The 20,562-nt window shown below is 65.5% G+C and carries 18 protein-coding genes; 12 read left to right on the top strand and 6 right to left on the bottom strand.

Annotated features, from left to right (window positions below):
- Nucleotides 1-65: 65 nt before the first annotated feature.
- The 5 genes from WFH44_RS10675 to WFH44_RS10655 are packed head-to-tail and all read left to right on the top strand — an operon-like array spanning nt 66 to nt 5,766.
- Nucleotides 66-1,721 (top strand): AMP-binding protein, encoded by a 1,656-nt coding sequence (locus WFH44_RS10675; protein WP_336713848.1) that lies wholly within the window; start codon nt 66-68, stop codon nt 1,719-1,721.
- Nucleotides 1,722-1,755: 34 nt separating this feature from the next.
- Complete coding sequence (locus tag WFH44_RS10670) at nt 1,756-2,922, top strand: acyl-CoA dehydrogenase family protein (protein ID WP_336713847.1); 1,167 nt, start codon at nt 1,756-1,758, stop codon at nt 2,920-2,922.
- Complete coding sequence (locus WFH44_RS10665) at nt 2,922-3,812, top strand: HpcH/HpaI aldolase/citrate lyase family protein (protein WP_336713846.1); 891 nt, start codon at nt 2,922-2,924, stop codon at nt 3,810-3,812. The genes WFH44_RS10670 and WFH44_RS10665 overlap by 1 nt, the downstream gene beginning before the upstream one ends.
- Entirely contained in the window at nt 3,809-4,282 is a 474-nt protein-coding gene (locus WFH44_RS10660; RefSeq protein ID WP_262106578.1) for a MaoC family dehydratase, read from the top strand. The genes WFH44_RS10665 and WFH44_RS10660 overlap by 4 nt, the downstream gene beginning before the upstream one ends.
- Complete coding sequence (locus tag WFH44_RS10655) at nt 4,279-5,766, top strand: aldehyde dehydrogenase family protein (RefSeq protein WP_336713845.1); 1,488 nt, start codon at nt 4,279-4,281, stop codon at nt 5,764-5,766. The genes WFH44_RS10660 and WFH44_RS10655 overlap by 4 nt, the downstream gene beginning before the upstream one ends.
- A gap of 231 nt (nt 5,767-5,997) precedes the next feature.
- Here the strand turns inward: WFH44_RS10655 and WFH44_RS10650 are convergent, their stop codons facing one another.
- The 5 genes from WFH44_RS10650 to WFH44_RS10630 form a co-directional block, all read right to left on the bottom strand.
- Nucleotides 5,998-7,596 (bottom strand): flavin-containing monooxygenase, encoded by a 1,599-nt coding sequence (locus WFH44_RS10650; protein WP_336713844.1) that lies wholly within the window; start codon nt 7,594-7,596, stop codon nt 5,998-6,000.
- Complete coding sequence (locus WFH44_RS10645; RefSeq protein ID WP_336713843.1) at nt 7,593-8,546, bottom strand: alpha/beta hydrolase; 954 nt, start codon at nt 8,544-8,546, stop codon at nt 7,593-7,595. The genes WFH44_RS10650 and WFH44_RS10645 overlap by 4 nt, the downstream gene beginning before the upstream one ends.
- A gap of 52 nt (nt 8,547-8,598) precedes the next feature.
- The gene (locus WFH44_RS10640) at nt 8,599-9,036 is read right to left on the bottom strand and encodes a nuclear transport factor 2 family protein (protein WP_336713842.1); all 438 of its coding nucleotides are present in this window, start codon (nt 9,034-9,036) and stop codon (nt 8,599-8,601) included.
- Between the two features lie 127 nt (nt 9,037-9,163).
- The gene (locus tag WFH44_RS10635; protein ID WP_336713841.1) at nt 9,164-9,610 is read right to left on the bottom strand and encodes a nuclear transport factor 2 family protein; all 447 of its coding nucleotides are present in this window, start codon (nt 9,608-9,610) and stop codon (nt 9,164-9,166) included.
- 18 nt (nt 9,611-9,628) lie between these two features.
- On the bottom strand, nt 9,629-11,212 hold the full coding sequence (locus WFH44_RS10630) for a GMC family oxidoreductase (protein ID WP_336713840.1): 1,584 nt from the start codon (nt 11,210-11,212) through the stop codon (nt 9,629-9,631).
- A 349-nt stretch (nt 11,213-11,561) separates the two neighbouring features.
- On the opposite strand from WFH44_RS10630, the gene WFH44_RS10625 reads away from it, so the two are divergent.
- Nucleotides 11,562-13,037, top strand: a complete 1,476-nt coding sequence (locus WFH44_RS10625; protein WP_336713839.1) for an aldehyde dehydrogenase — start codon at nt 11,562-11,564, stop codon at nt 13,035-13,037.
- A 660-nt stretch (nt 13,038-13,697) separates the two neighbouring features.
- Here the strand turns inward: WFH44_RS10625 and WFH44_RS10620 are convergent.
- Nucleotides 13,698-13,895 carry a ferredoxin gene (locus tag WFH44_RS10620; protein WP_336713838.1) on the bottom strand — a complete coding sequence of 66 codons (198 nt, stop codon included), beginning with the start codon at nt 13,893-13,895 and terminating at the stop codon, nt 13,698-13,700.
- A 205-nt stretch (nt 13,896-14,100) separates the two neighbouring features.
- On the opposite strand from WFH44_RS10620, the gene WFH44_RS10615 reads away from it, so the two are divergent.
- The 6 genes from WFH44_RS10615 (at nt 14,101) to WFH44_RS10590 (ending at nt 20,437) form a co-directional block, all read left to right on the top strand.
- Nucleotides 14,101-15,366, top strand: a complete 1,266-nt coding sequence (locus WFH44_RS10615) for a cytochrome P450 (RefSeq protein ID WP_336713837.1) — start codon at nt 14,101-14,103, stop codon at nt 15,364-15,366.
- Between the two features lie 89 nt (nt 15,367-15,455).
- Nucleotides 15,456-15,992, top strand: coding sequence for an HtaA domain-containing protein (locus WFH44_RS10610; protein WP_336713836.1), 537 nt, complete (start codon nt 15,456-15,458; stop codon nt 15,990-15,992).
- Between the two features lie 108 nt (nt 15,993-16,100).
- Nucleotides 16,101-16,421 carry a 2Fe-2S iron-sulfur cluster-binding protein gene (locus tag WFH44_RS10605; RefSeq protein WP_336714156.1) on the top strand — a complete coding sequence of 107 codons (321 nt, stop codon included), beginning with the start codon at nt 16,101-16,103 and terminating at the stop codon, nt 16,419-16,421.
- 5 nt (nt 16,422-16,426) lie between these two features.
- Nucleotides 16,427-17,695, top strand: a complete 1,269-nt coding sequence (locus WFH44_RS10600) for an NAD(P)/FAD-dependent oxidoreductase (protein ID WP_336713835.1) — start codon at nt 16,427-16,429, stop codon at nt 17,693-17,695.
- A 97-nt stretch (nt 17,696-17,792) separates the two neighbouring features.
- Entirely contained in the window at nt 17,793-18,524 is a 732-nt protein-coding gene (locus tag WFH44_RS10595; protein WP_336713834.1) for a FadR/GntR family transcriptional regulator, read from the top strand.
- A 245-nt stretch (nt 18,525-18,769) separates the two neighbouring features.
- Nucleotides 18,770-20,437: an FAD-binding protein gene (locus tag WFH44_RS10590; protein ID WP_336713833.1), complete on the top strand. Its 1,668-nt coding sequence runs from the start codon at nt 18,770-18,772 to the stop codon at nt 20,435-20,437.
- Nucleotides 20,438-20,562 lie beyond the last annotated feature (125 nt).

Raw genomic sequence — 20,562 nt, 5'->3', positions numbered from 1 at the left:
GCGGACGGAGATTTCGCTATCCCGTGCATGGATTTCAAAGAAGATTCGATGTTTGGAGGCAATCGATGAGCAAGCGGCAGGTCTACACAGATCTCGTTCCGACGTTCCCGGATCCGGAGACCTGGACGCTTGACCGGGTCCTGCGTCACCACGCATCCGTGCGTCCGGACGCCGTGTGCCTGGATGCGCCGGTGGAGGAGGCGCGCTGGACGTACGCCGAAGCGCTCGCCAGCGCGGAACGCATCGCCGGCACCTGGATCACCGCGGGCGCCAACGCCGGGGACAGGGTGGCCATCATGGCGATGAACTCCTCGCAGCTGGTGCGTTCCTGGTGGGGCGCCGCGGTGGGCAACTTCGTGGAGGTGCCGATCAACACCAACTACGAGGGCGAGTTCCTGCGTCACCAGCTCAATGTCGTCGGCGCTCGCTTCGCCGTTATCGACGACGCCTTCGCCCCACGCTTCGTGGCCATTGGCGAACACGCGCGCAGCATCGAGCGCTTCTGGGTGATCGACACCGGCGCCGGCTTGCTCGACGGAGCCGTGGACCTGCTGCGCTCCAACGGCTGGGACGCAGCACCGTGGGAGGACCTGGAACAGGGGCCGGTGCTGGACATGGCGTCGCCGCGTGCCCAGGATCTGGGTGCCATCTTCTTCACCTCGGGCACTACCGGTCCTTCCAAGGGCGTCTCGATGCCGCACTCGCAGCTCTACTTCTTCGCGCAGGAGGTGGTCTGCCTTACCCGCCTGACGGATGCGGACACCTACCTGACGACGACTCCGCTGTTCCACGGCAACGCCCAGTTCATGGCCGTCTATCCCGTGATCATCGCCGGGGGGCGTGCCGTCATCCGGCCCAAGTTCAGTGCCAGCCGCTGGATCGACCACGTCCGGGATTCCGGCGTCACCGTCACCAACTTCGTGGGCGTCATGATGGACTTCGCGTGGAAGCAGCCACCCCGCGAGAACGACAGGGACAACGTGCTTCGCGCTGTCTACGCGGCGCCGACCGCGAGCACGATCGTTGAGCAGTTCAAGGAGCGCTATGGGATCGAAGCCTTCGTAGACGCCTTCGGATTGACCGAGACCTGCGCACCGATCCTCTCCCCGTATGGCGTTCCCCGACCTGCGGGCGCCGCGGGCCTGGCCGCCTCCGAATGGTTCGACATCCGCCTCGTAGACCCTGAAACGGACCGCGAAGTCCCCGTCGGTGAGGTCGGCGAGCTGGTGGTGCGCCCCGTCCAGCCTTGGACATGCAGCAACGGCTACTACGGGATGCCGGAAAAGACGCTTGAAGCCTGGAGGAACCTGTGGTTCCACACCGGCGACGCCCTCCGCCAGGACGAGGAGGGCTGGTTCTACTTCGTGGACCGGTACAAGGACGCCCTGCGCCGCCGCGGGGAGAACATCAGCTCGTACGAGATCGAGGCAGCCGTCATGGGGCATCCGGCAGTCGTCGAGTGTGCCGTCGTCGGCGTCCCGGCCGACGTTGAGGCGGGGGAGGACGAAGTGCTGGCCGTCGTCGTCGTCACTGAGGATGTCGACCCCTCGGAAATCCTCGGCTGGTGCGAGGGCCGGATACCCGCCTTCGCGATCCCCCGGTACCTGCGGATTGTCGAAGAACTGCCCAAGACCCCATCACAGAAGATCCGCAAAGCGGTCCTGCGCACGGAAGCGATCGACGCGAACACTTTCGACCGCCAGGCAGTACCCGTTTCCTGAAGACCTGCCGCCTTACGAGAAAAGAGAAGAACCCATGGACCTTAGCCCTAACCCCCTGCACGACGACATCAGGTCCTCTGTCAGGGACCTCTGCAAGAGCTTCCCGGACGAATACTGGATGGAGCACGACGAATCCAAGGAATTCCCGTGGGAGTTCTACAATGCGGTAGCCGAGGGCGGCTGGCTGGGACTGACGATTCCGGAGGAATACGGGGGCGGCGGGCTTGGGGTCACCGAGGCGGCCATTGTTGAGCAGGAGATCGCCGCGTCGGGAGCCGGCATGGGCGGCTGCAGCGCCGTGCACATCGGCATCTTCGGTTTCGAACCGATCATCCACCACGGGAGCAAGGACCTGAAGGACCGCTTCCTCAAGCGCGTCGTCACCGGTGAACTGCACACCTCGTTCGCCGTCACGGAGCCGGACGCCGGCACGGACACCACCAACATCTCCACCTTTGCCAAGAAGGTGGACGGGGGCTACCTGATTTCCGGCCAGAAGGTCTGGATCACCAAGGCCCAGGAAGCCGAGCGCATGCTCATCCTGGCCCGTACCAGCCCGCGTGACCCCAACGGTAAGCGGACCGCTGGCATGACGCTGTTCTTCGCCGAGATGGACCCGAAGCACGTCTCCATCCGTCCGATTCCGAAGATGGGACGCAACGCCGTCGACACCAACGAATTGTTCATCGACGAGCTTTTCGTCGCCGATGAGGACGTTGTCGGCGAGGTCGGCCATGGCTTCCGGGCGATCCTGGGTGGACTGAACGCCGAGCGCGTCATCTCGGCAAATGCAGCCCTCGGCATCGGGAAGGCGGCTCTGCGCCGCGGCGTCCGCTACGCCAATGAGCGCGAGGTATTCGGCCGGCCCATCGGCAAGAACCAGGGCATCGCCTTCCAGCTGGCCGAGGCCCAGATCAAGCTGGACGCCGCCGAGGCCGTGGTGCAGAAGGCGGCATGGATGGTGGACAACGGCATCCCCTGCGGCCGCGAGGCTAACGCCGCAAAGTACCTTTGCGCGGAGGCCGGCTTCTTCGCGGCCGACGTTGCCCTCCAGGTCCACGGCGGGTTCGGGTACGGCAAGGAATTCCACGTTGAGCGGTACTTCCGCGAAGCGCGCCTGATGCGCATCGCGCCGATCAGCCAGGAGATGGTGCTGAACTACTTCTCCGAGCACGTGCTCGAGCTGCCGAGGAGCTACTGATGCGCGCCTACCGCTCCATCCTCTTCGTGCCCGGCCACCGACCGGCCTGGGTCGACAAGGCCATCAATGCGGGCGCGGACTGCGTGGTGCTGGACCTGGAGGATTCCGTTCCGGTCACCGAAAAGGCGGCCGCCCGGGCCCAGGTGGCGGACTCGATCCGCCGGGTCCGCGCCACCAACACCGAGGTCGGCCTGTTTGTCCGCGTCAATCCGCTTGCGACCCGGCTGACCGGCGGGGACCTGGAGGAAGTGGTGGTGCCCGGGCTCACGGGCATCTTCGCCCCGAAGGTGGAGAAGGCAACGGATGTGCTGCAGTACGACGCGCTGCTGGATCACTTCGAGGAACGCAACGGCGTCACCGGCCTGGAATACATCGTGCCGGTCGAGACCGTGCAGGCCATCCAGAACTGCCGGGAAGTGGCACTGAGCTCGCCCCGGGTCGGCGCAATGATCGGCCCCAGCGCCGAGCACGCGGACATCGCCCGGGCCGTCGGCTACGAGTGGACCCCGGAGGGCCAGGAGACGCTGTACCTGCGCAGCCGGGTGCTGCTGGCCTGCCGCGAGGCCGGCATCCACGCCCTGACCGGTCTCTGGGAGGACCTGGAGAACATCGAGGGACTGCGCGAGTTCGCCCTCCGCGGCCGGCAACTGGGGTTCCGCGGCATGATCGCGATCCACCCAAAGCACGTGGCCACCGTGAACGAGGTTTTCTCGCCCTCGGCCGAGGACATCGCCTTCTACGAAGGAATGGTCAAGGCGTACGAGGCTGCTGCCGCGGAGGGGACGGGCGCGCTGCGCTACCGCGGACTGCACATTGACAAGGCACATTACGACAAGGCCGTTGAGTGGCTCGACCGCGCGGCGCAGATCACGACCGGAGGAAACAAATGACGATGCGCGGACTGTGGTTCGAGGAGTTCGAAGAAGGGGCCCACTACAAGCACGCCCTGACCCGGACCATCACGGAGATGGACAATGTCATGTTCACGTCCCTGACGATGAACGTGGCGCCGCTGCACCTGGACGAGGAATACGCCAAGACGACGATCCACGGGCAGCGGGTGCTCAACAGCCTCTTCACGGTCGCCCTGATCGGCGCCTTCCACGTGCCGGAGCTGACGATGGGCACCACCCTGGGGAACCTCGGGTACGACTCCGTCAAGTTCCCCAACCCGGTGTTCCACGGGGACACCCTCCGGGCGGAGACCACCATTCTCAAGAAGCGGGAGTCGAAGTCCCGCGACGATTCGGGCATCGTCTGGTTCAAGCACCTCGGCCTGAACCAGCGCGACCAGGTCGTCTGCGACATGGTTCGCGTCGGTCTTATGGCCAGGCGGCCCAAGGAAGGAGTAGTAGCATGACGCTGAGCATCGAAACCGAGCAGCATCCGCTCAAGGACTGGGTGCCCGAAACCCGCACCCTCCTGGTTGGCGGCGCCGAGGTACAGCCCGAGGGCGAGAGCTGGGACGTCTTCAACCCGGCCACCGAAGCGGTCATCGGCACTGTCGCCGGCGCCTCCAGCCGGCAGGTCGACGACGCCGTCGCCGCGGCCCGCACCGCCTTCCCGGCCTGGGCCGCCCTCAGCGGCGAGGAGCGTTCCCGCCACATCCATCGGCTGGCAGACGTGCTCGAAGCCGCTGCGGACCGCCTGCTGCCCTCCATCATCAACGAGGTCGGCACCCCCATCGCGCTGGCCGAATACCTGCAGGTCAAGATGGCTGTCGACGAGCATCTGCGCTGGGCCGCCGAAGCCGCGAAGCAGGAGCGCATCCAGCACCTGGGCGGCTATGACAAGCCGCACCCGACGATGAGCGACGTTGTCCACCAGCCGGTCGGCGTGGTGGCAGCCATCACCGGCTACAACTACCCCCTGAACCTGGCCGTCTTCAAGTTCGGTGCCGCGTTGGCTGCGGGCTGCACGGTGGTGCTGCTCCCTTCGCCGCGCACCCCTCTCACCACCCTGTTCATGGGCGACCTGATCCGCGAGGCGGGCCTGCCGGACGGTGTCATGAACGTCATCATCGGCGGAGCCGACGTCGGCCAGCAGCTGTCCTCGCATCCGGGGGTGGACAAGGTTTCCTTCACCGGATCCGACGGCGTCGGTGCGAAGATCATGGCCCAGGCCGCCGTCAACCTCACCGACGTCACGCTGGAACTGGGCGGAAAGTCTCCCACACTGGTCCTGCCCGGCGTCGACGTGCAGCAGATCGCCGTCGAAATGCACCTGCGTTGGGCACGCAACGGCGGCCAGGGCTGCGCGGCGCTGGCGCGCATCCTGGTGCACGACGCGCTGTATGACGAATTCCTCGAGGCCGGCGCCTCGGCGTTCGACCAGATGGTCGTGGGCGATCCCTGGGACCGGGCCACGAATGTCGGCCCGATGATCCGCCCTGACCACCAGGCCCGCGTCCGGGGTTTCATCGATGGGTCGGTGGCCGAAGGCGGCCGAAAGCTCCTCGAGGTCAAGAAGCCGCTGCCGGAGAAGGGCTGGTTCGTCAATCCAGTGCTGCTCGGCGGGCTGCCGCACAGCGCTCGTGCCGTGCAGGAGGAAATCTTCGGCCCGGTCGCAGTCATCGTGCCGTTCAAAGACACCGATGAAGCGATCAGGCTGGCCAACGACACCCCCTACGGGCTGGCGGCGAACGTGTGGTGCGGCGAGGACCTGGCCGAGGGCCGCCGGGTCGCAGAGCAGATCCGCGCCGGCACTGTGTGGATCAACGGCGGCGGCGCGATGCGCCCCGATGCGCCGTTCGGCGGCTACGGCCGTTCCGGCGTCGGACGCGAGCTCGGCGAATGGGGCGTGCAGGAATACCTGGAAGCCAAGCACATCCAGTGGCGCGTGTAGGCAGCGCCAGAAGGTAAGGGGTCCGGCGGCCGGTCAACCGGCCGCCGGACTTTTGCCGTGGGCCCTGGGTGGATGGGGCGCACCTGCGAAACGGACGTCGACGCGGCGCAGCGGGCGCGACGGCGGGGGCAGAGCCTTGGGGCACGCACCGCGGGGAGCGTGCCGCACGCACGACGACGGCAGCGGAACCCAAGAGGTTACCGCCGCCGTCGTCGTGGTCCCGAAGCTGTGCTAGCTCAGCGCGAAGCCTTCATAGTCCGCCGAGGCGACTTCGTCGCACTTGGCACGGTAGGCGCCGAGACCGCCCGCGTAGGGCATGAACACGCGCGTCTTGCCCGGAACGTTGGCACCCAGATACCAGGAGTTGGCCTGGTTGAACAGCGTCATCCCTGCGATCTCGTTCACGTGGTCCACCCAGCGGTCCTCCGCCTCCGGCAAGGCTTCGGATCGGCTGAGGCCGCGCTCCTGGAGGTAGGCGATGTGGTCGCTGATCCATTCCACGTGCTGTTCGATGGCCGTGACCATGTTGGTCAGCACGGACGGTGAGCCGGCCCCGGCCACGGAGAACAGATTGGGGAACCCCGAGATGGACAGGCCCAGGTAGGTACGCGGACCGGCCGCCCACTTGTCCCGCAGCGAGACGCCGCCGGAGCCCGTGATGTCCACCTTCAGCATGGAGCCGGTCATGGCGTCGAAGCCGGTCGCGAAGACGATCGCGTCGAACTCGTACTCGGCGTCCTCGGTCTTGAGGCCGCGTTCGCTCAGGCCCACAACAGGCGCGCTGCGCACATCCACCAACGAGACGTTGTCGCGGTTGTAGGTCGCGTAATAGTCCGTGTCCACGCAGATCCTCTTGGTGGATACCGGGTAGTCGCGCGGCTTGAGCAGTTCGGCCGTTTCCGGGTCCTTCACCTGCTCGTCGATCTTGGCGTGGATGAACTCTGCCAGCGTGTCGTTGGCTTGCTTGTTCACGATCAGGTCGGTGTAGGCCGCACCGATCCGGAAGCCGCCGAGGCCCCAGTGGGCCTCGTAGTTGGCCTTGCGCTCCTCCGGGGTGGCTTCAAGAGCCGACGTCGTGCCGCCGGTGAAGGGCAGACCGGTCGCCGAATGCCGCGCCAGTTCCCGCAGGCTGCGGTAGTCCGCCTTGATCTCCTTCCATTCCTTCTGGTCGAGCGGCGCGTTCCGGGCGGGGACGCTGAAACTGGCCGTGCGCTGGAAAACCGTCAACTGCTTGGCCTTCTTGGCGATCTCGGGAATGGCCTGGATGCCGGAGGAGCCGGTGCCGATGACGCCCACGCGCTTGCCCGTGAAGTCGACCCCTTGATGCGGCCAGGAGCCGGTGTGGTAGATCTCGCCAGCGAATGATTCCAGCCCGTCGAACTCGGGGACGCGCCCGGTGGACAGGCAGCCCGTGGCCATGACCACGTATTTCGCCTTCACAGTTTCGCCGCGATCCGTGCTGACGCTCCAGCGGTTGGCGGCGTCGTCGAAAGCCGCAGCGGTGACCTCGGTTTCGAGCTCAATCCCGTCGCGCAGGCCGAAGCGGTCCGCGACGTGGTTGAGGTAGGACATGATTTCGGGCTGGGACGGATAGCGCTCGGTCCACTCCCATTCCTGCTCCAGCTCGGGGGAGAAGGCGTAGGAATAATGGGGGCTTTCCACGTCGCAGCGCGCACCCGGGTAGCGGTTCCAATACCAGGTGCCGCCGACGCCGTCGCCCTTTTCGAAGACCACGGCGCTCAGGTTGAGTTCGCGTAGGCGGTGCAGCATGTAGAGGCCGGAAAAGCCTGCCCCGACGACGACGACGTCGAATTCACGGGTGGTGTTCATCGGGCTGCCTCCTGCTTCAGGTCGGCGCGGACAGCGGCCGCGACGAAGTCCATGGCTTCGGCCGCCGCCGGCAGGACGTTGACCATCGAGAAGAAGCCGTGCATCTGGCCCTCCCAGCGCCGGTGTTCAGTGGGTACGCCGGCTTCCTGCAGGCGCTGGGCGTAGGCCTCGCCTTCGTCGCGGAGCACATCATGGGCGCCCGTGATCACCAGTGCCGGGGCCAGGCCCTCGAGGCTTTCGGCACGCAGCGGCGATGCCTCATGGTGCCTTCGGTCCTCGGGATTGGGTACGTAATGGTCCCAGAACCACTGCATGAATTCGGTGGTGAGCAGGGTCTGGTTTTCGTCCTCAAGGTAGGAGCCGCGGCTGAAGTCCGCGTCGGTGACCGGGTAGATGAGGATCTGCTTGGCCAGCTGCGGGCCGTTGTTGTCGCGCGCCCGCAGTGCCATGACGGCGGACAGGTTACCGCCGGCGCTGTCGCCGCCGACGAACAGCGGCACCTGGGCGCCGGCGATCTCCTCGAGGTGGCCGGCGGCCCACTGCAGTGCGGTCCAGGAGTCCTCGACGGCGATTGGAAAGCGGGACTCGGGAGCCTTGCGGTAGTTGACCAGGACCACGGCGCAGCCGGACTTCTCGGCCAGCTGCCGGCCCAGGGTATCGAAGCTGTCGATGTCGCTGAGGACCCAGCCTCCGCCGTGCAGGTAGACGAACACGCCGGCCGGCTTCTCGACCGGGACGTGGACGCGGACGGCGAACTGTCCGCCGTCGATCCCGGTGAGCAGGTGCTCCTGGGTTGAATGCATGTCGGGGCCGGTGCCGAACATGGGGGTCATGCCTGCCGAGATCGCGCGGGCCTCGGCCGGTGGCAGGTGCCACATCGGTTTCGCTTCCGGGCCGGCTGCTTCGGCCGAAGCATTCAAAAAGGCGATCGTTGCGTTGTCAAGTGCCATGTGGGTTCCTCTTCGTCGAGTTGTATGGCGGCAATGCTGGTCTGGTTGCGGGCTATTTGGCAGTCGCCTCGGCCGGCATCAGCGGGGTGACGGTCCGGCGCTGGAATTTCCAGCCCCCGGCCGTCCGGGTGTAGTCGTCCGTGTAGAGGATCAGGTTTTCGACCCTGCTCCCGTCGGCTCCGATGGCGAACGCGTGGCAGTAGACCGTTCCGGTGGCGGTATCGCCGTCGACGTCGACCAGATGGTTCGTCGTGAAGTGGACGCAGGCCGTGAGGCTGTCGATCAGGGCGGCGAAGGAAGCCCGGACGTTCTCGATGCCGCTGGCCTGCGAGGCTCCCAGGGCGCTCATGTCCCAGACCGCGTCGTCGGTGAAAGTTCCGACCACGTCGGACAGCTGGAAGGTGTCGATGGCCCGGCAGTATTGGTGGACCAGGCGGCGGATTTGCTCGACGTCTACGTCAACGGTCGTTTCGGGTGTCTGTACTGGCATGTCTGCTCCTTTATCTTTAGGGCCCGGTGCAGCGTCAGGCCCGGGCCCATCGGTTTCTGCTGGTGCCGCGGGGCGTCCCGTATGGGGAAGCCCCGCGGCGTGCCGGCCGGGTTGGCCGGATCCTTGGCTATACCGGGGCCGGCGGCGCGGGAAGCAGCGGATAGGCCGCGCGCCGCTGGAACTTCCAGCCCTGTCCGGTCCGGATGTAGTTGTCCGCGTAGTAGCCCAGGGATTCGTCCCGCCTGCCGTCGGGCATGGTGACGAACGCATGGATGTAGACCCGGGCGGAGGCGGTATCGCCGTCGACATCGATCAGGTGGTTCAGCGCCAGGTGGCAGCGGTGGGTGGTGTTCTCGATCAGCCCGGCGTAGAAGGCGCGGATCGCATCCGCCCCGCGCACCGGGTCCATGCCAAAGGCGCTGACGTCCCATTCCGCGTCCTCCGCAAAGAGGGCCACGATGTCGTCGAGCCTGGCATTGTCCACGGCCCACGAGTACTCGTGGGTCAGGCGTCGGATCGCCTCTACGTCCGTCTCCACGCGCTGACCCGCCGTCGTCGTTTCTGCTGCTGTCATAACTGTCCCGTTTCCCGGCTAGGAGGCCGACGAGACGAGCTCGGACTCATCCCGGGGGGAATCCGAGCCGTTCTTGAGCCAGTCGGCCAGCCGTTCGCCGATCATGTAGGCGGTCAGGTTGGTCAGGCCGGTGGTTACGTTGACCATGACCGAGGCATCGGCGATCCAGAGGTTCTGCGCGCCGTGCACGGCCAGGTGCTGATCGACGACGGCGGTGGGGTCGCCTGCCGGCCCCATCCGGCAGGTGCCTGCGGCGTGCAGCGAGGTGGAGGCGAACGCACGGATGTAGGCCTCGAGCTTGTCGTCGTCGGCGATCGTCTCGGCGTCCAGGAAGCAGATCTCCAGGATTTCGTCCGCCAGCGGGGACGAGGTGATCATGTCCCAGGACAGGCGCAGGGAGCCCTTGAGCCGCTCGATGTCGCTCGGGTCGGAGAGGAAGTTCACGTGCAACTCGGGCTGGACCTTCGGATCCGGCGACGAGAGGGTGATCCAGCCGACCGAGCGGGGCTTGGCCAGCAAGTTGTTCATCATCAGCGCCTTGCGGCCCTTGGTGTCGGCGGGGATGTTCATGGTCGAGGGATCCAGGACGGCAGCGAAAATCATCATGTCGTCTACCAGGTCGTCCGTCCCGGTGCTGTACTTCAACCGCGCACGTACGCCGTTCCGGTCGGTCTTCTCCTTCAGCAGCGCGACCATCGGGGCGAAGGGATGGTCCTGGAAGTTCCGGCCGACGGCCTCGTTGATGATGACCGGCTCAATCCCATTGCGCTCCAGGACCTCGCGGGGGCCGATGCCGGAGAGCATCATCAGGTGCGGGCTGTGCATGGCCCCGCCGGCAAGGACCACCTGGTCCGCGGGGATGACCTCGATCCTTCCGTCGTGCTCAACCTCGACGCCGACGGCAGTGGTCCCCTCGAAGACGACCCGCCGTGCCAGGGTTTCGGGCCGGATTGTCAGGTTCGGCCGCTTACGGGCCTCGGCCAGGTACGTCAGCAGCGAACTCGCCCGCAGTTCCTCCTCGCCGATCAGGTTCCTGGGTGTCGGTGCGAAACCGGTGGCCGAATCCGCATTCGCGTCGTCCGAACGGGAGAAGCCACGGTCCATGCAGGCCTGGGCGAAGGCACCCGTGACGGCAGGCCAGTTGTCCTCGAAATGCCGCTTGATCGGGACCGGACCGGACGAACCGTGGCCCGGGGCATCCGGGAAGTCCATGTCGTTTTCCAGCCGCATGAAGTAGGGCAGGGTCTCTTCGTAGGACCACTCGGGATTGCCCGCCGCAACCCAGGTGTCCAGATCCTCCCGGGTGGCGCGCTCGGCGATCGCGGCGTTGACCGAAGATGAGCCGCCCACGATCCGTCCGCGGGGGTATGGCATCGCCTCGCGCGCATCCTGCGGCTCGAGGAAGTACGCCTTCAGCCCCCAGTCATGCTTCTCAACGCTCATCTCGCCGGCATCACGCACGTCGTCCGGCACCTGCGCCAGCTCTGCATAGTCCGGACCGGCTTCCACCAGAATGACGTTCTGGTCCTTGTCCTCGGTCAGCCGCGCTGCCAAGGCGCCGCCACCGCTGCCTGCCCCAATGATCACTGTCGTTTTAGCCATGGGTGTATCTCCCAGCCGAGTTGTGGAATTTCTCTTGGAATAGTGCGCACTCGCATGCTCCTGGCCCCGACACGCGACACTAAAGGTGCCGCCTGAATCCAGGCGCATGATTCTCACCGTATGGATGCCGTCGGAATGTGTCAACGGTTACATTTTTGCTTCCGGGGCGGAGTTGGTGGCGGCCTGAAAAACATTGACAAATAGTGCATATCATTCGTAGCTTTGAGCATCTGCGTGTTCATGCGCATGGCCACCGGGGGCAGCGTGTCCTCGACGGTGAAGTGGGGTTGTGCGGGCACCATTGGGACCTTGCCAACCAGGGGAACGGTTTCGAAGGTCAGGAGCAGAGATGACAACAGCAACTTCGGCAGTATCGGCAGAGGCCTCGCAGAGGCTGCGCAGTTTTGACCGGCTCTTTATCGGAGGCCGGTGGGTCGAGCCGTCCAGCGACAGCGTGATCGAGGTGGTGTCGCCGATGACCGGAGAGGTCATCGCGACCGTTCCGGATGCGCAGGAGGCTGACATTGACGCGGCGGTTGCGGCCGCACGCAGGGCGTTCGACGAGGGTCCGTGGCCGCGTATGAGCCCGGCGGAGCGCGCGGCCGTCCTGGCCCGCGTCGGTGAAGAGGTGAAGAAGCGCATCCCGGAAATGTCCGCCGCATTCACGGCGGAGATCGGTGCGCCGACAGCGGCCAGCACGGCTTTCCACGACAACGCAGTCAAGGTGTGGGAAGACGTGGTCACGCTGCACGAGCGGTTCAGCTTCGAGGAGGAACGCTCCTGGCCCGGCGGCAAGGGCCGTGTGGTCCGCGAGCCGATCGGCGTGGTGGCCACAGTCCTGCCCTGGAACGGCCCGGTGGCGACGGCGTCGCTGAAGTTCGCGCCGGCGCTGGCCGCGGGATGCACCGTCGTCGTCAAGCCGGCCCCGGAAGGGCCGGTGAGCATGATGATCTTCGCTGAGGCTCTGGAGGCAGCCGGGCTGCCCGAGGGCGTTATCAGCCTGCTGCCGGCGGGCCGTGAGGTCGGGGAGCACTTGGTCCGGCACAAGGACGTGGACATGATCACTTTCACCGGCAGCACGGCGGCCGGCCGGAAGATCATGGGCATCGCGGCCGAGCGGATCGCCCGGGTCACCCTGGAGCTCGGCGGGAAGTCCGCTGCCATCCTGACCGACGACGTCGATCTGGACACGGTGTTCCCGGAGCTCGTGTTCTACGGCATCGGCCATTCCGGCCAGGTCTGCGCCGCCCTGACTCGGATTCTGGTCCCGCGGGCGCGGCAGGACGAGGTGGTGGAGCGGATCAAGGCAGTGATGGAGAGCCTCAAGGTCGGCGATCCGCGGGAGTCGGACACCGCGCTGGGCCCGCTGGCCGCGGAGCGCCAGCGCGAACGGGTGGAGAGCTACATCGAAATCGGCAAGGCCGAAGGTGCCCGGCTGGTGGTTGGCGGCGGCCGGCCCAAGCATCTGGAAACCGGGTGGTACGTCGAGCCGACGCTGTTTGCCGACGTTACCCCGGACATGCGGATCGCGCAGGAGGAAATCTTCGGTCCCGTGCTCTCGGTCATCCCGTTCGACACCATCGAGGAGGCCGTGCAGATCGCCAACGGTACTGATTACGGGCTCTCCGGTGCCGTCTTTGCCGGCGACGACGCCACGGCCGAGTCCATCGCGCGGCAGGTGCGCACCGGGCAGATCTCGGTCAACTCTTGGGGCATGAACGTGCTGCAGCCCTTCGGCGGCTACAAGCAGTCCGGCCTCGGCCGCGAAGGCGGCATCGAAGGGTTCGACGAGTTCCACGAAATCAAGCTCATCCAGCTTCCGTAGCCACGGCAGCTACGGGAAGGGCGCCACCGGGCCTCCGGGGGCGCCCTTCCTTCTGCTAGCGGCTAGGATGCGGCGAGAGGCGTGAAGTCCCGCCAACGGTATCGGACTGGCCCTGTCGCCTCATAGCAGTACCTGAGGCAAAGATGCATCGTTGCCTCATTAATGGGTCTCCGGCTGGCCGGTTCGTTGCCTCGTTGAAGAGGTTCCGGCTGGTTCAGGCGTTCGGACGCGGTTAACGGCCGGTTTGATGGGGGCAGGCTTCTCGCCAGCGACATCGCTTCGAGTTCGCCGGTCAGGGCGAGGATCTGCTGGGACAGGGCAGCGGGCTTGACGCGCTTGAAGGCTGCGTTCATCTGGATGTTGGTGCGAGTGCGCATCTTCTCGTGCCGGAGGGCGCGCCGGTAGGTTGTGGCCGGCGCGTCATGCTTTTTGATGACTTCGGCCCCATGTCGATGCTTGTCGATGAGTACCAGCTGGGGCAGCAGGCGGTTCGTGAACTGATCCGGCGCTGTCGCCGCTCGGAGGCGCCTGCCAAATGCGGTCCCTGAGGCGCCGGCGCGGCCAGGGCGGCGAGTTCGGACCACTGAGCCAAGATCGCTCCGCTGGCTGTACGTAATCTAGGGTAAGCCGGCGGACCACATCGGACCGCCGGCTTACTTTCTAATCCTCGATAACGGTGAGTGCGCGCTCCGGGCAGCTGGCGGTGGCCAGGCGTCCCTCGTCCTGAAACTGCGGCGCGATCGGATTCGGGGGCTGGATGGCCAAGCCATCGTCGTCGGAGAGGGTGAACAGGTTGGCGGCCGTCATTTGGCAGACGCCGTGTCCCTGGCAGACGTTGCGGTCGAGTTCAATGCGCATCGGTACTCCTTCTGGTTTTCCTACCGAACAGTGAAAGGCCGGTCGCAGGGTCGTGCGGAAAATGCTTCGTGAAATCTTCCGGCGGACCTAGACTGGGCTTAATCCCGATTCTATTATAATAATTAGTAGATACAAGGACGAGTTCGCTGCGGACCTGGTTCTCCGGGCCGTCCGAACCGTGAAGCCGGAAGTGAAGGGGAGTTCCATGACAGAGCAAACGGTCGTAGAGGCAGCGGCACGGACCGATCGCCCGGTCGTCGACTTCGACCACAACGCCGACGAGCACGGCAAAGATCCCGTAGCGAGCTACCGCGAGTTGCGCTCCCAAGGTCCGATCACCTGGACTGAGGCGTGGGGCGGCTACTGGGTACTGAGCGGGTACGAGGCCATCTTCGACGCCGCTCGCGACGACGAGATGTTCTCTTCGGCCCGCAGTCCCCACGGCGGCGAAGGCCAGGCAATCCTCATCCCCAAACGCCCGATCACCGAGCATTTCCCCATCGACCTTGACCCGCCGGCATCACTGCCGTACCGCCGGATCATGAATCAGCTGCTAACGCCCTCGCGGGTCGAAGCCATGCGACCGATGGTGGAGAAATACACCACTTTGTTCATCGATGAAATCATCGAAAACGGCCAGGCCGACTTTGCCACGCTGACCGGCATCCCCTCTATCATCACCATCGACTGGCTGTCCTTGCCGGTCGAGGACTGGCGCCGCTACTCCTTCGCCCACCGCAAGGTCCTCTCGGCGCCTCTGGACAGCCCCGAGTACGCCAAGGTTACCCAGGAGGAAATACCTGCGCTGGCCGAGAACGTGAAGGCGGTCATAGCCGAGCGCAAGCGCAACCCCGGAGACGATCCCATAAGCTTCATCCTCGGTCACGAAATCGCCGGCAGGCCGATCACCGAGGAAGAAGTGCTGAACATGGTCGACCTGATCATTTCCGGCGGCGTCGGCACCGTGGCCTCGCTCAGCGGCCAGGCGCTCGAATGGCTGTCCGCACATCCGGACGTGCGGCAGCGGTTGATCGACGATCCGGACCTGATGCAGAACGCTGTCGAGGAGTTCCTGCGCTACTTCTCGCCGACCCAGGCCCTGGCACGAACTGTCGGCAAGGATGCCGATTTCCATGGCGTCAAAATCAAGAAGGGCGACCGGGCGCTGCTCGCCTGGTCCTCGGGCAACCGGGACGCCGCCGGCGGCTTCGAAAACCCCGACGAGGTGGACATCGAGCGCATTCCCAATCGCCATATGTCGTTCGGTGTGGGCAGCCACCGGTGCGCGGGCTCCCACCTAGGCCGTCTGATGGCCAAGACGATCCTGACACAGGTCCTGCAGCGTATGCCTGACTACAAGGTGGACCACGCCAACGTGGTCCGCTACCCGCGGCAGGGTGTCAACACCGGCTTTGACAAGTTGCCGGCGACCTTTACACCGGGCAAGCGACTGCTGGAAGAACGGCTCTAGCAATTTGGCCAGCCCCGGTTCCGGGGCGGGTCGGCGGACCGGACTGCTACCCATAGCGGGCAGCAGTCCGGCGCTGCTTTAAGACAACGATGAGGATGGCGGATATCGAAATGAGCGCCCCGCAGAGGCCGAGCGTGAACGAGGCGGTAAACCGCCCGGGACTTTCCTGGGGGGTCAAGACGAGTTTCACGCGTTACATCGACTCCATGCCCGACGGAAGGCGGGGCGCCGGCTATGGCGCCACGGAGGCCGGGAACGGAATCTACTTCTTCGAGCTCGACGATGCTTCCGGCTATGACCCGGCTCGCCGCGAAGGGACCGTCAAGTACCGCGGCGACCTGCGCTACAAGGGGCACGGGGACATGCTTTTCGTCATGATCGTCGACCCGTGGATCGAGTTCCGGGAGGCTGGGGCGGCGCTGACGATTATCGACGCCGAGTACTGGCCCAACAGGGAGCACCGCATAGAACTGGCGACACTCGTCCCCGGGGAATCGAGTGCTGGCCGCTTTCCGCAAGGCTGGCAGCAGTGGGAGGCGCAGCTGACGCCGGCCGGTGCCGAGGTCTTCAATAGCGTCTACGCGGTCGGCGAGTTTTTGGAGCCGGTCCACTTCTCTGCGGGATAAGCGCCCGGCAGTTGGGTAAACTTTCGCCGCTCCCTTTCGCATCGACCGAATTATGGTTACAATCATGATCATAAATTGGTAAAACTTTAGGAATGAAGGGGCATGACCATGCCAAAGGTTACCTATACATCCGCTGCCGGGGGCGTGAGTGTCCTCGAGGGCAGCGCCGGCGACTCGGTAATGGAGATTGCGGTACGCAACGGCCTCCCGGGAATCGTTGCCGATTGTGGCGGATCCTTGGCTTGCTCGACCTGCCATGTCTTCGTCCGGGAGGAGGACCTGGAGGGGTTGGCAAGCATGGGCGAACTCGAGGATGAGATGCTCGACGGCACCGCCGAGGAGCGCCGGCCCAACTCGCGGCTCTCCTGCCAGCTGAAGCTCGAAGAGGGCGACCACCTGTACGTCGAGACACCGGAAAGCCAGGTCTGATCGCCATGTCGCAGAGCAACGGGATCCTCATAGTGGGGGCCTCCCAGGCCGGGGTGCAGCTTGCAAGCTCCCTCCGCGAGCTGGGTTACGCCGACCCCATCACTCTGGTTGGCGCGGAGAAGCACCCCCCATACCAGCGTCCTCCTCTGTCGAAGGCCTTCCTGCAGGGACTCGTTACGGCGGAGACGCTGGCGTACCGGACCCAGGACTTTTACGAGAAGCACAACATCGGCCTCGTCCTGGGCGAGCGCATCGTTTCGATCGAGAAGGAGGCTGGCGGCGCCGGCGTGGCGACCTCCGCCTCCGGCAGGAAGTTTGCTTTCAGCCGTCTGGCGCTTACGACGGGTGCCCGGCCGCGGAAGCTGCAGCTCGAGGGCGCGGAACTGGACGGAGTGCTCTATTTGCGCGACGCCGACGACGCGGATGACCTGAAGGCGCGGCTGGAGCGCGCGAACAACGTGGTCGTGGTAGGCGGAGGCTTCGTGGGGCTGGAGGCTGCGGCGAGTGCCCGGAAGCTGGGCAAGACGGTCTCTGTCCTTGAGGCGGCACCCAGGCTGATCGGCCGGGCGGTGGGAGAGGCCACCTCGGACTTCTTCCTGGAAGCGCATCGGTCGCGAGGTCTGGACGTTAAGCTCGATGCCCGAATCGTGCGCTTCATCGGCGACGCCGACGGCCGCGTCACCGGCGTCGAACTCGACGGTGGCCAAACCGTGCCCGCCGACGTGGTGCTGGTGGGTATCGGCGTCGTTCCCCGCACCGAGGTCGCCGAGGCCCTCGGGCTGGCCTGCGGCAACGGAGTTGTTGTAGATGAGCATTCCTTGGCCTCCGACGGCACCACCGTTGCCGCTGGGGACTGTGCGGAGATGCCCAACCCGCTGCCGCGTGACGGTGCGCCCGAACGCCTCCGGCTCGAGAGCGTCAACAACGCGGTTGAACAGGCGCGGAATGCCGCCGCCACGATTGTAGGCGCCAAGGTTGCCTACCGGATGGTGCCGTGGTTCTGGTCCGACCAGGGGGACCTGAAACTGCAAATGGCCGGACTCTCGGCCGGTCACGACCAGGTGGTCGTGCGAGGCGCGATGTCGGACGCCAAATTCTCGGTCGTCTACTACCGGGAAGGCCAAGTCGTTGCGGTGGATTGCATCAACAACCCGGTCGACTTCATGGCCGTCAAGACGCTCTTGGCGAAGGGCCTCAACGTGCCGGCCGACAGGGTCGGCGACGCCGCGACTCCGCTCAAGAAATTGATGGCGGAATTGGAGCCGGTCTCCTGACGGGTGGCGGTGCGGAGAAGTCTAGTAGTCGGACTATACTTATGATTCGATTGTTACGGCATCCGCGCCGCCAAGACCCCGTTTATGAAGGAGATCCATGCAGACCTCGTTACGGCCGCAGAAGACGGCCGTGCTGGTGGCCCAGCGAATCGTCGCCGACATCCAGCAGAGGGGGAACAAAGCAGGGGACCGGCTGCCTCCCGAGCGTGTGATGCTGGAGGAGTACAACATCGGACGCGGGACCTTGCGGGAGTCGCTGCGCTTCCTGGAGCTGCAGGGCATCATTGTGCTCAAGCCCGGGCCTGGTGGAGGTCCTGTCGTCCAGCAGCCAGATGGCAGCGGCCTCGCGACCGCCCTGACCTTGCTCCTGCAGTTCGAGAACGCCCCGTTTCGCACCATTACCGAAGCGCGGACGGCGCTGGAGCCGATGATGGCCCGGCTCGCTGCGCTGCGCATGAGTGAGGAGCAGCTGGCGGAACTGAAGTACAGCGTGGACCATATGCTCGACAAGGTGGGGGATGAATCGGTCTTCCTGGAGATGAACAAGCGGTTCCACGACATCATCGCGCACAACTCCGGCAATGCCCTGTTCGGACACCTCATTGACACCCTGCTGGGAATGCTGGACGGGTCCTCCATTGGCGTCGACTACCCGGAACACCGCAGGGTGGCTGTGCATAAGGCGCACGCCGCAATTTACGAAGCCTTGGCAGCTAAAGATCCGGCCGCCGCTGCGAGCGCCATGCACGACCACATCATCGAGTATGCAAACTATGTTGAACGAAAGTTCCCTGAAATCCTGAACGCGCCCATCTCGTGGACCCTCTAGCAGAGCGGTCCTTCGCCGGGTATCTTACAAACTTTGCGGGAATCTAGTATAACGATTGTGATGATCGTCGTTTACTGCTACCTTCTCCCTGTGGCGTAGATTATGGGGGCGCCGGCCCCGCGAGGGCCGCGACCCGGGGAGCCGTGCATGATTCGCCCCAGCAGATGCTGCAGCGAATTCCGCCGCTCATGGCGGCGTCGGTACCCCGAAGCCCCACATCGATTACGAGATCGGGGAGTGAGCAAGTGAGCACTACTGCAAGTAGTTCCACGTACGACGTCGTTGTCCTAGGTAGCGGCGCATCAGGCCTTTGCGCCGCCCTTGCCGCGGCGGACGAGGGTGCCAGGGCGGCGGTCTTTGAGAAGGCACAGGTGGTCGGGGGTACGACATGCCTATCCAGCGCCGTCGCGTGGATGCCGGACAACAAGTACGCACGCGAACAATGGGTCCGTGACTCGCGCGCCGATGCGCTCGACTACCTCGGGTCCCTGTCCAACGGGATGATCCTCCCGGAGATGGTGGAGGCCTTCGTGGACACGATCCCGGAGGTGCTGGACTGGCTCGACACCACGCCGCTGAAAATGTCGCTGGTCCCGGGCTATCCGGACTACCACCCTGAACAGCCCGGCGGGAAGCCTGGCGGGGGACGATCGCTGGAACCGCAGTTGTTTTCGCTGCAGGGCCTGGGCGAATGGGCCAGCCGGCTCGGAGGCACTCCGCGCCGCATGCTCGTGGGGGAGACGCCGATCGGAGGCGGCTCCGGATTCCTGGCGCCGGAGGTGGCGCGCGAGCGCGAGGACCGCCAGGTCGAGGGGTTGGGCCGTGCAATGGTCGCCGCTCTGTTGCAGGGGTGCCTGGACAAAGGGGTGGACGTGTACCTCGGCGAGCGCGCCGTCGAACTTCTGATCGAGGATGGAGCAGTTCGCGGAGTTGGCCTTGTGGGAACGCAGGGCCGGCACCAGGTAGAGGCGAGCCGCGGCGTCGTGCTGGCGACGGGTGGATTCGAGTGGGACAAGGACTTGGCCCGCGACTTCCTGCGGGGACCGCTGAGCCATCCTGCCAGCGTTCCCACCAACACCGGCGACGGTTTGCGAATGGCCATGCGCATCGGCGCCAGTCTTGGCAATATGCGCGAGGCCTGGTGGGTTCCGGTCTGCACGCTGCCGGGAGAGAACGCGTATGGCACCCAGCCGGTGTATTTGGTGCAGCGCGAGCGCACAGTGCCACACTCGATCATGGTCAACCGCGAGGGCAAGCGCTTCGCCAACGAGGCCGCGAACTACAACGCCATGGGCGGGGCCTTCCATGAACTCGATCCCACTTCGTTCGATTACAGGAACCTTCCTTGCTGGGTGGTTTTCGACGCCCGGATGATGGAGCGCTTCGGCGGTTTCGGCGTCGCTCCCGGGGCCCCCGTGCCCGCGTGGATTACGAGGTCGGAATCGCTCGGCGGCCTGGCCCAGTTGATCGGAGTGCCGGCTGAGGCTCTGGTGGAGACTGTTGAGCGTTGGAACGGTTACGCCAAGCATGGTTCGGACCCGGATTTCCGGCGCGGCGAGAGCGCCTTCGACGGTTTTGTCGGCAATAGGGACGGATATCCGGGAGCGGATTCCACCTTCGGGACGTTGGAGCGCGGCCCCTTCTACGCCGTCGAACTGCACAGCAGCACCCTGGGCACTAAGGGAGGCCCGCGCACGACGCCCAAATCCGAAGTACTCGGAGTGGACGGCGCCGTTATTCCCGGGCTCTTCGCTGCGGGCAACGTCATGGCGGGGCCCACCGGCATGGTGTACGGCGGCGCTGGCGGAACCCTGGGGCCCGCGCTGGTCTTCGGCTACCTGGCAGGGCGGACGGCTGCGGGCAGGACGACGGCGGAGCAACCGCGGGCGTCCGCTGCCACCATCGGCGCGTAACCAGTTACAACACAGGCCGAAGGTCCGCACCTCGAACGGTTCGGACCTTCGGCCGGTTTGCGTCCTCCGGGGCTGAGGGGCCGGCTGGAGTAACGGGCCGCGCACATGCAATGCCCCTGCATGCT

Origin of the sequence: Arthrobacter sp. USHLN218 (assembly GCF_037144715.1) — a bacterium.
GTDB lineage: Bacteria > Actinomycetota > Actinomycetes > Actinomycetales > Micrococcaceae > Crystallibacter.
The sequence above is the reverse complement of the archived record's forward strand: the minus strand, read 5'-3'. Positions and strand labels throughout refer to the sequence as shown.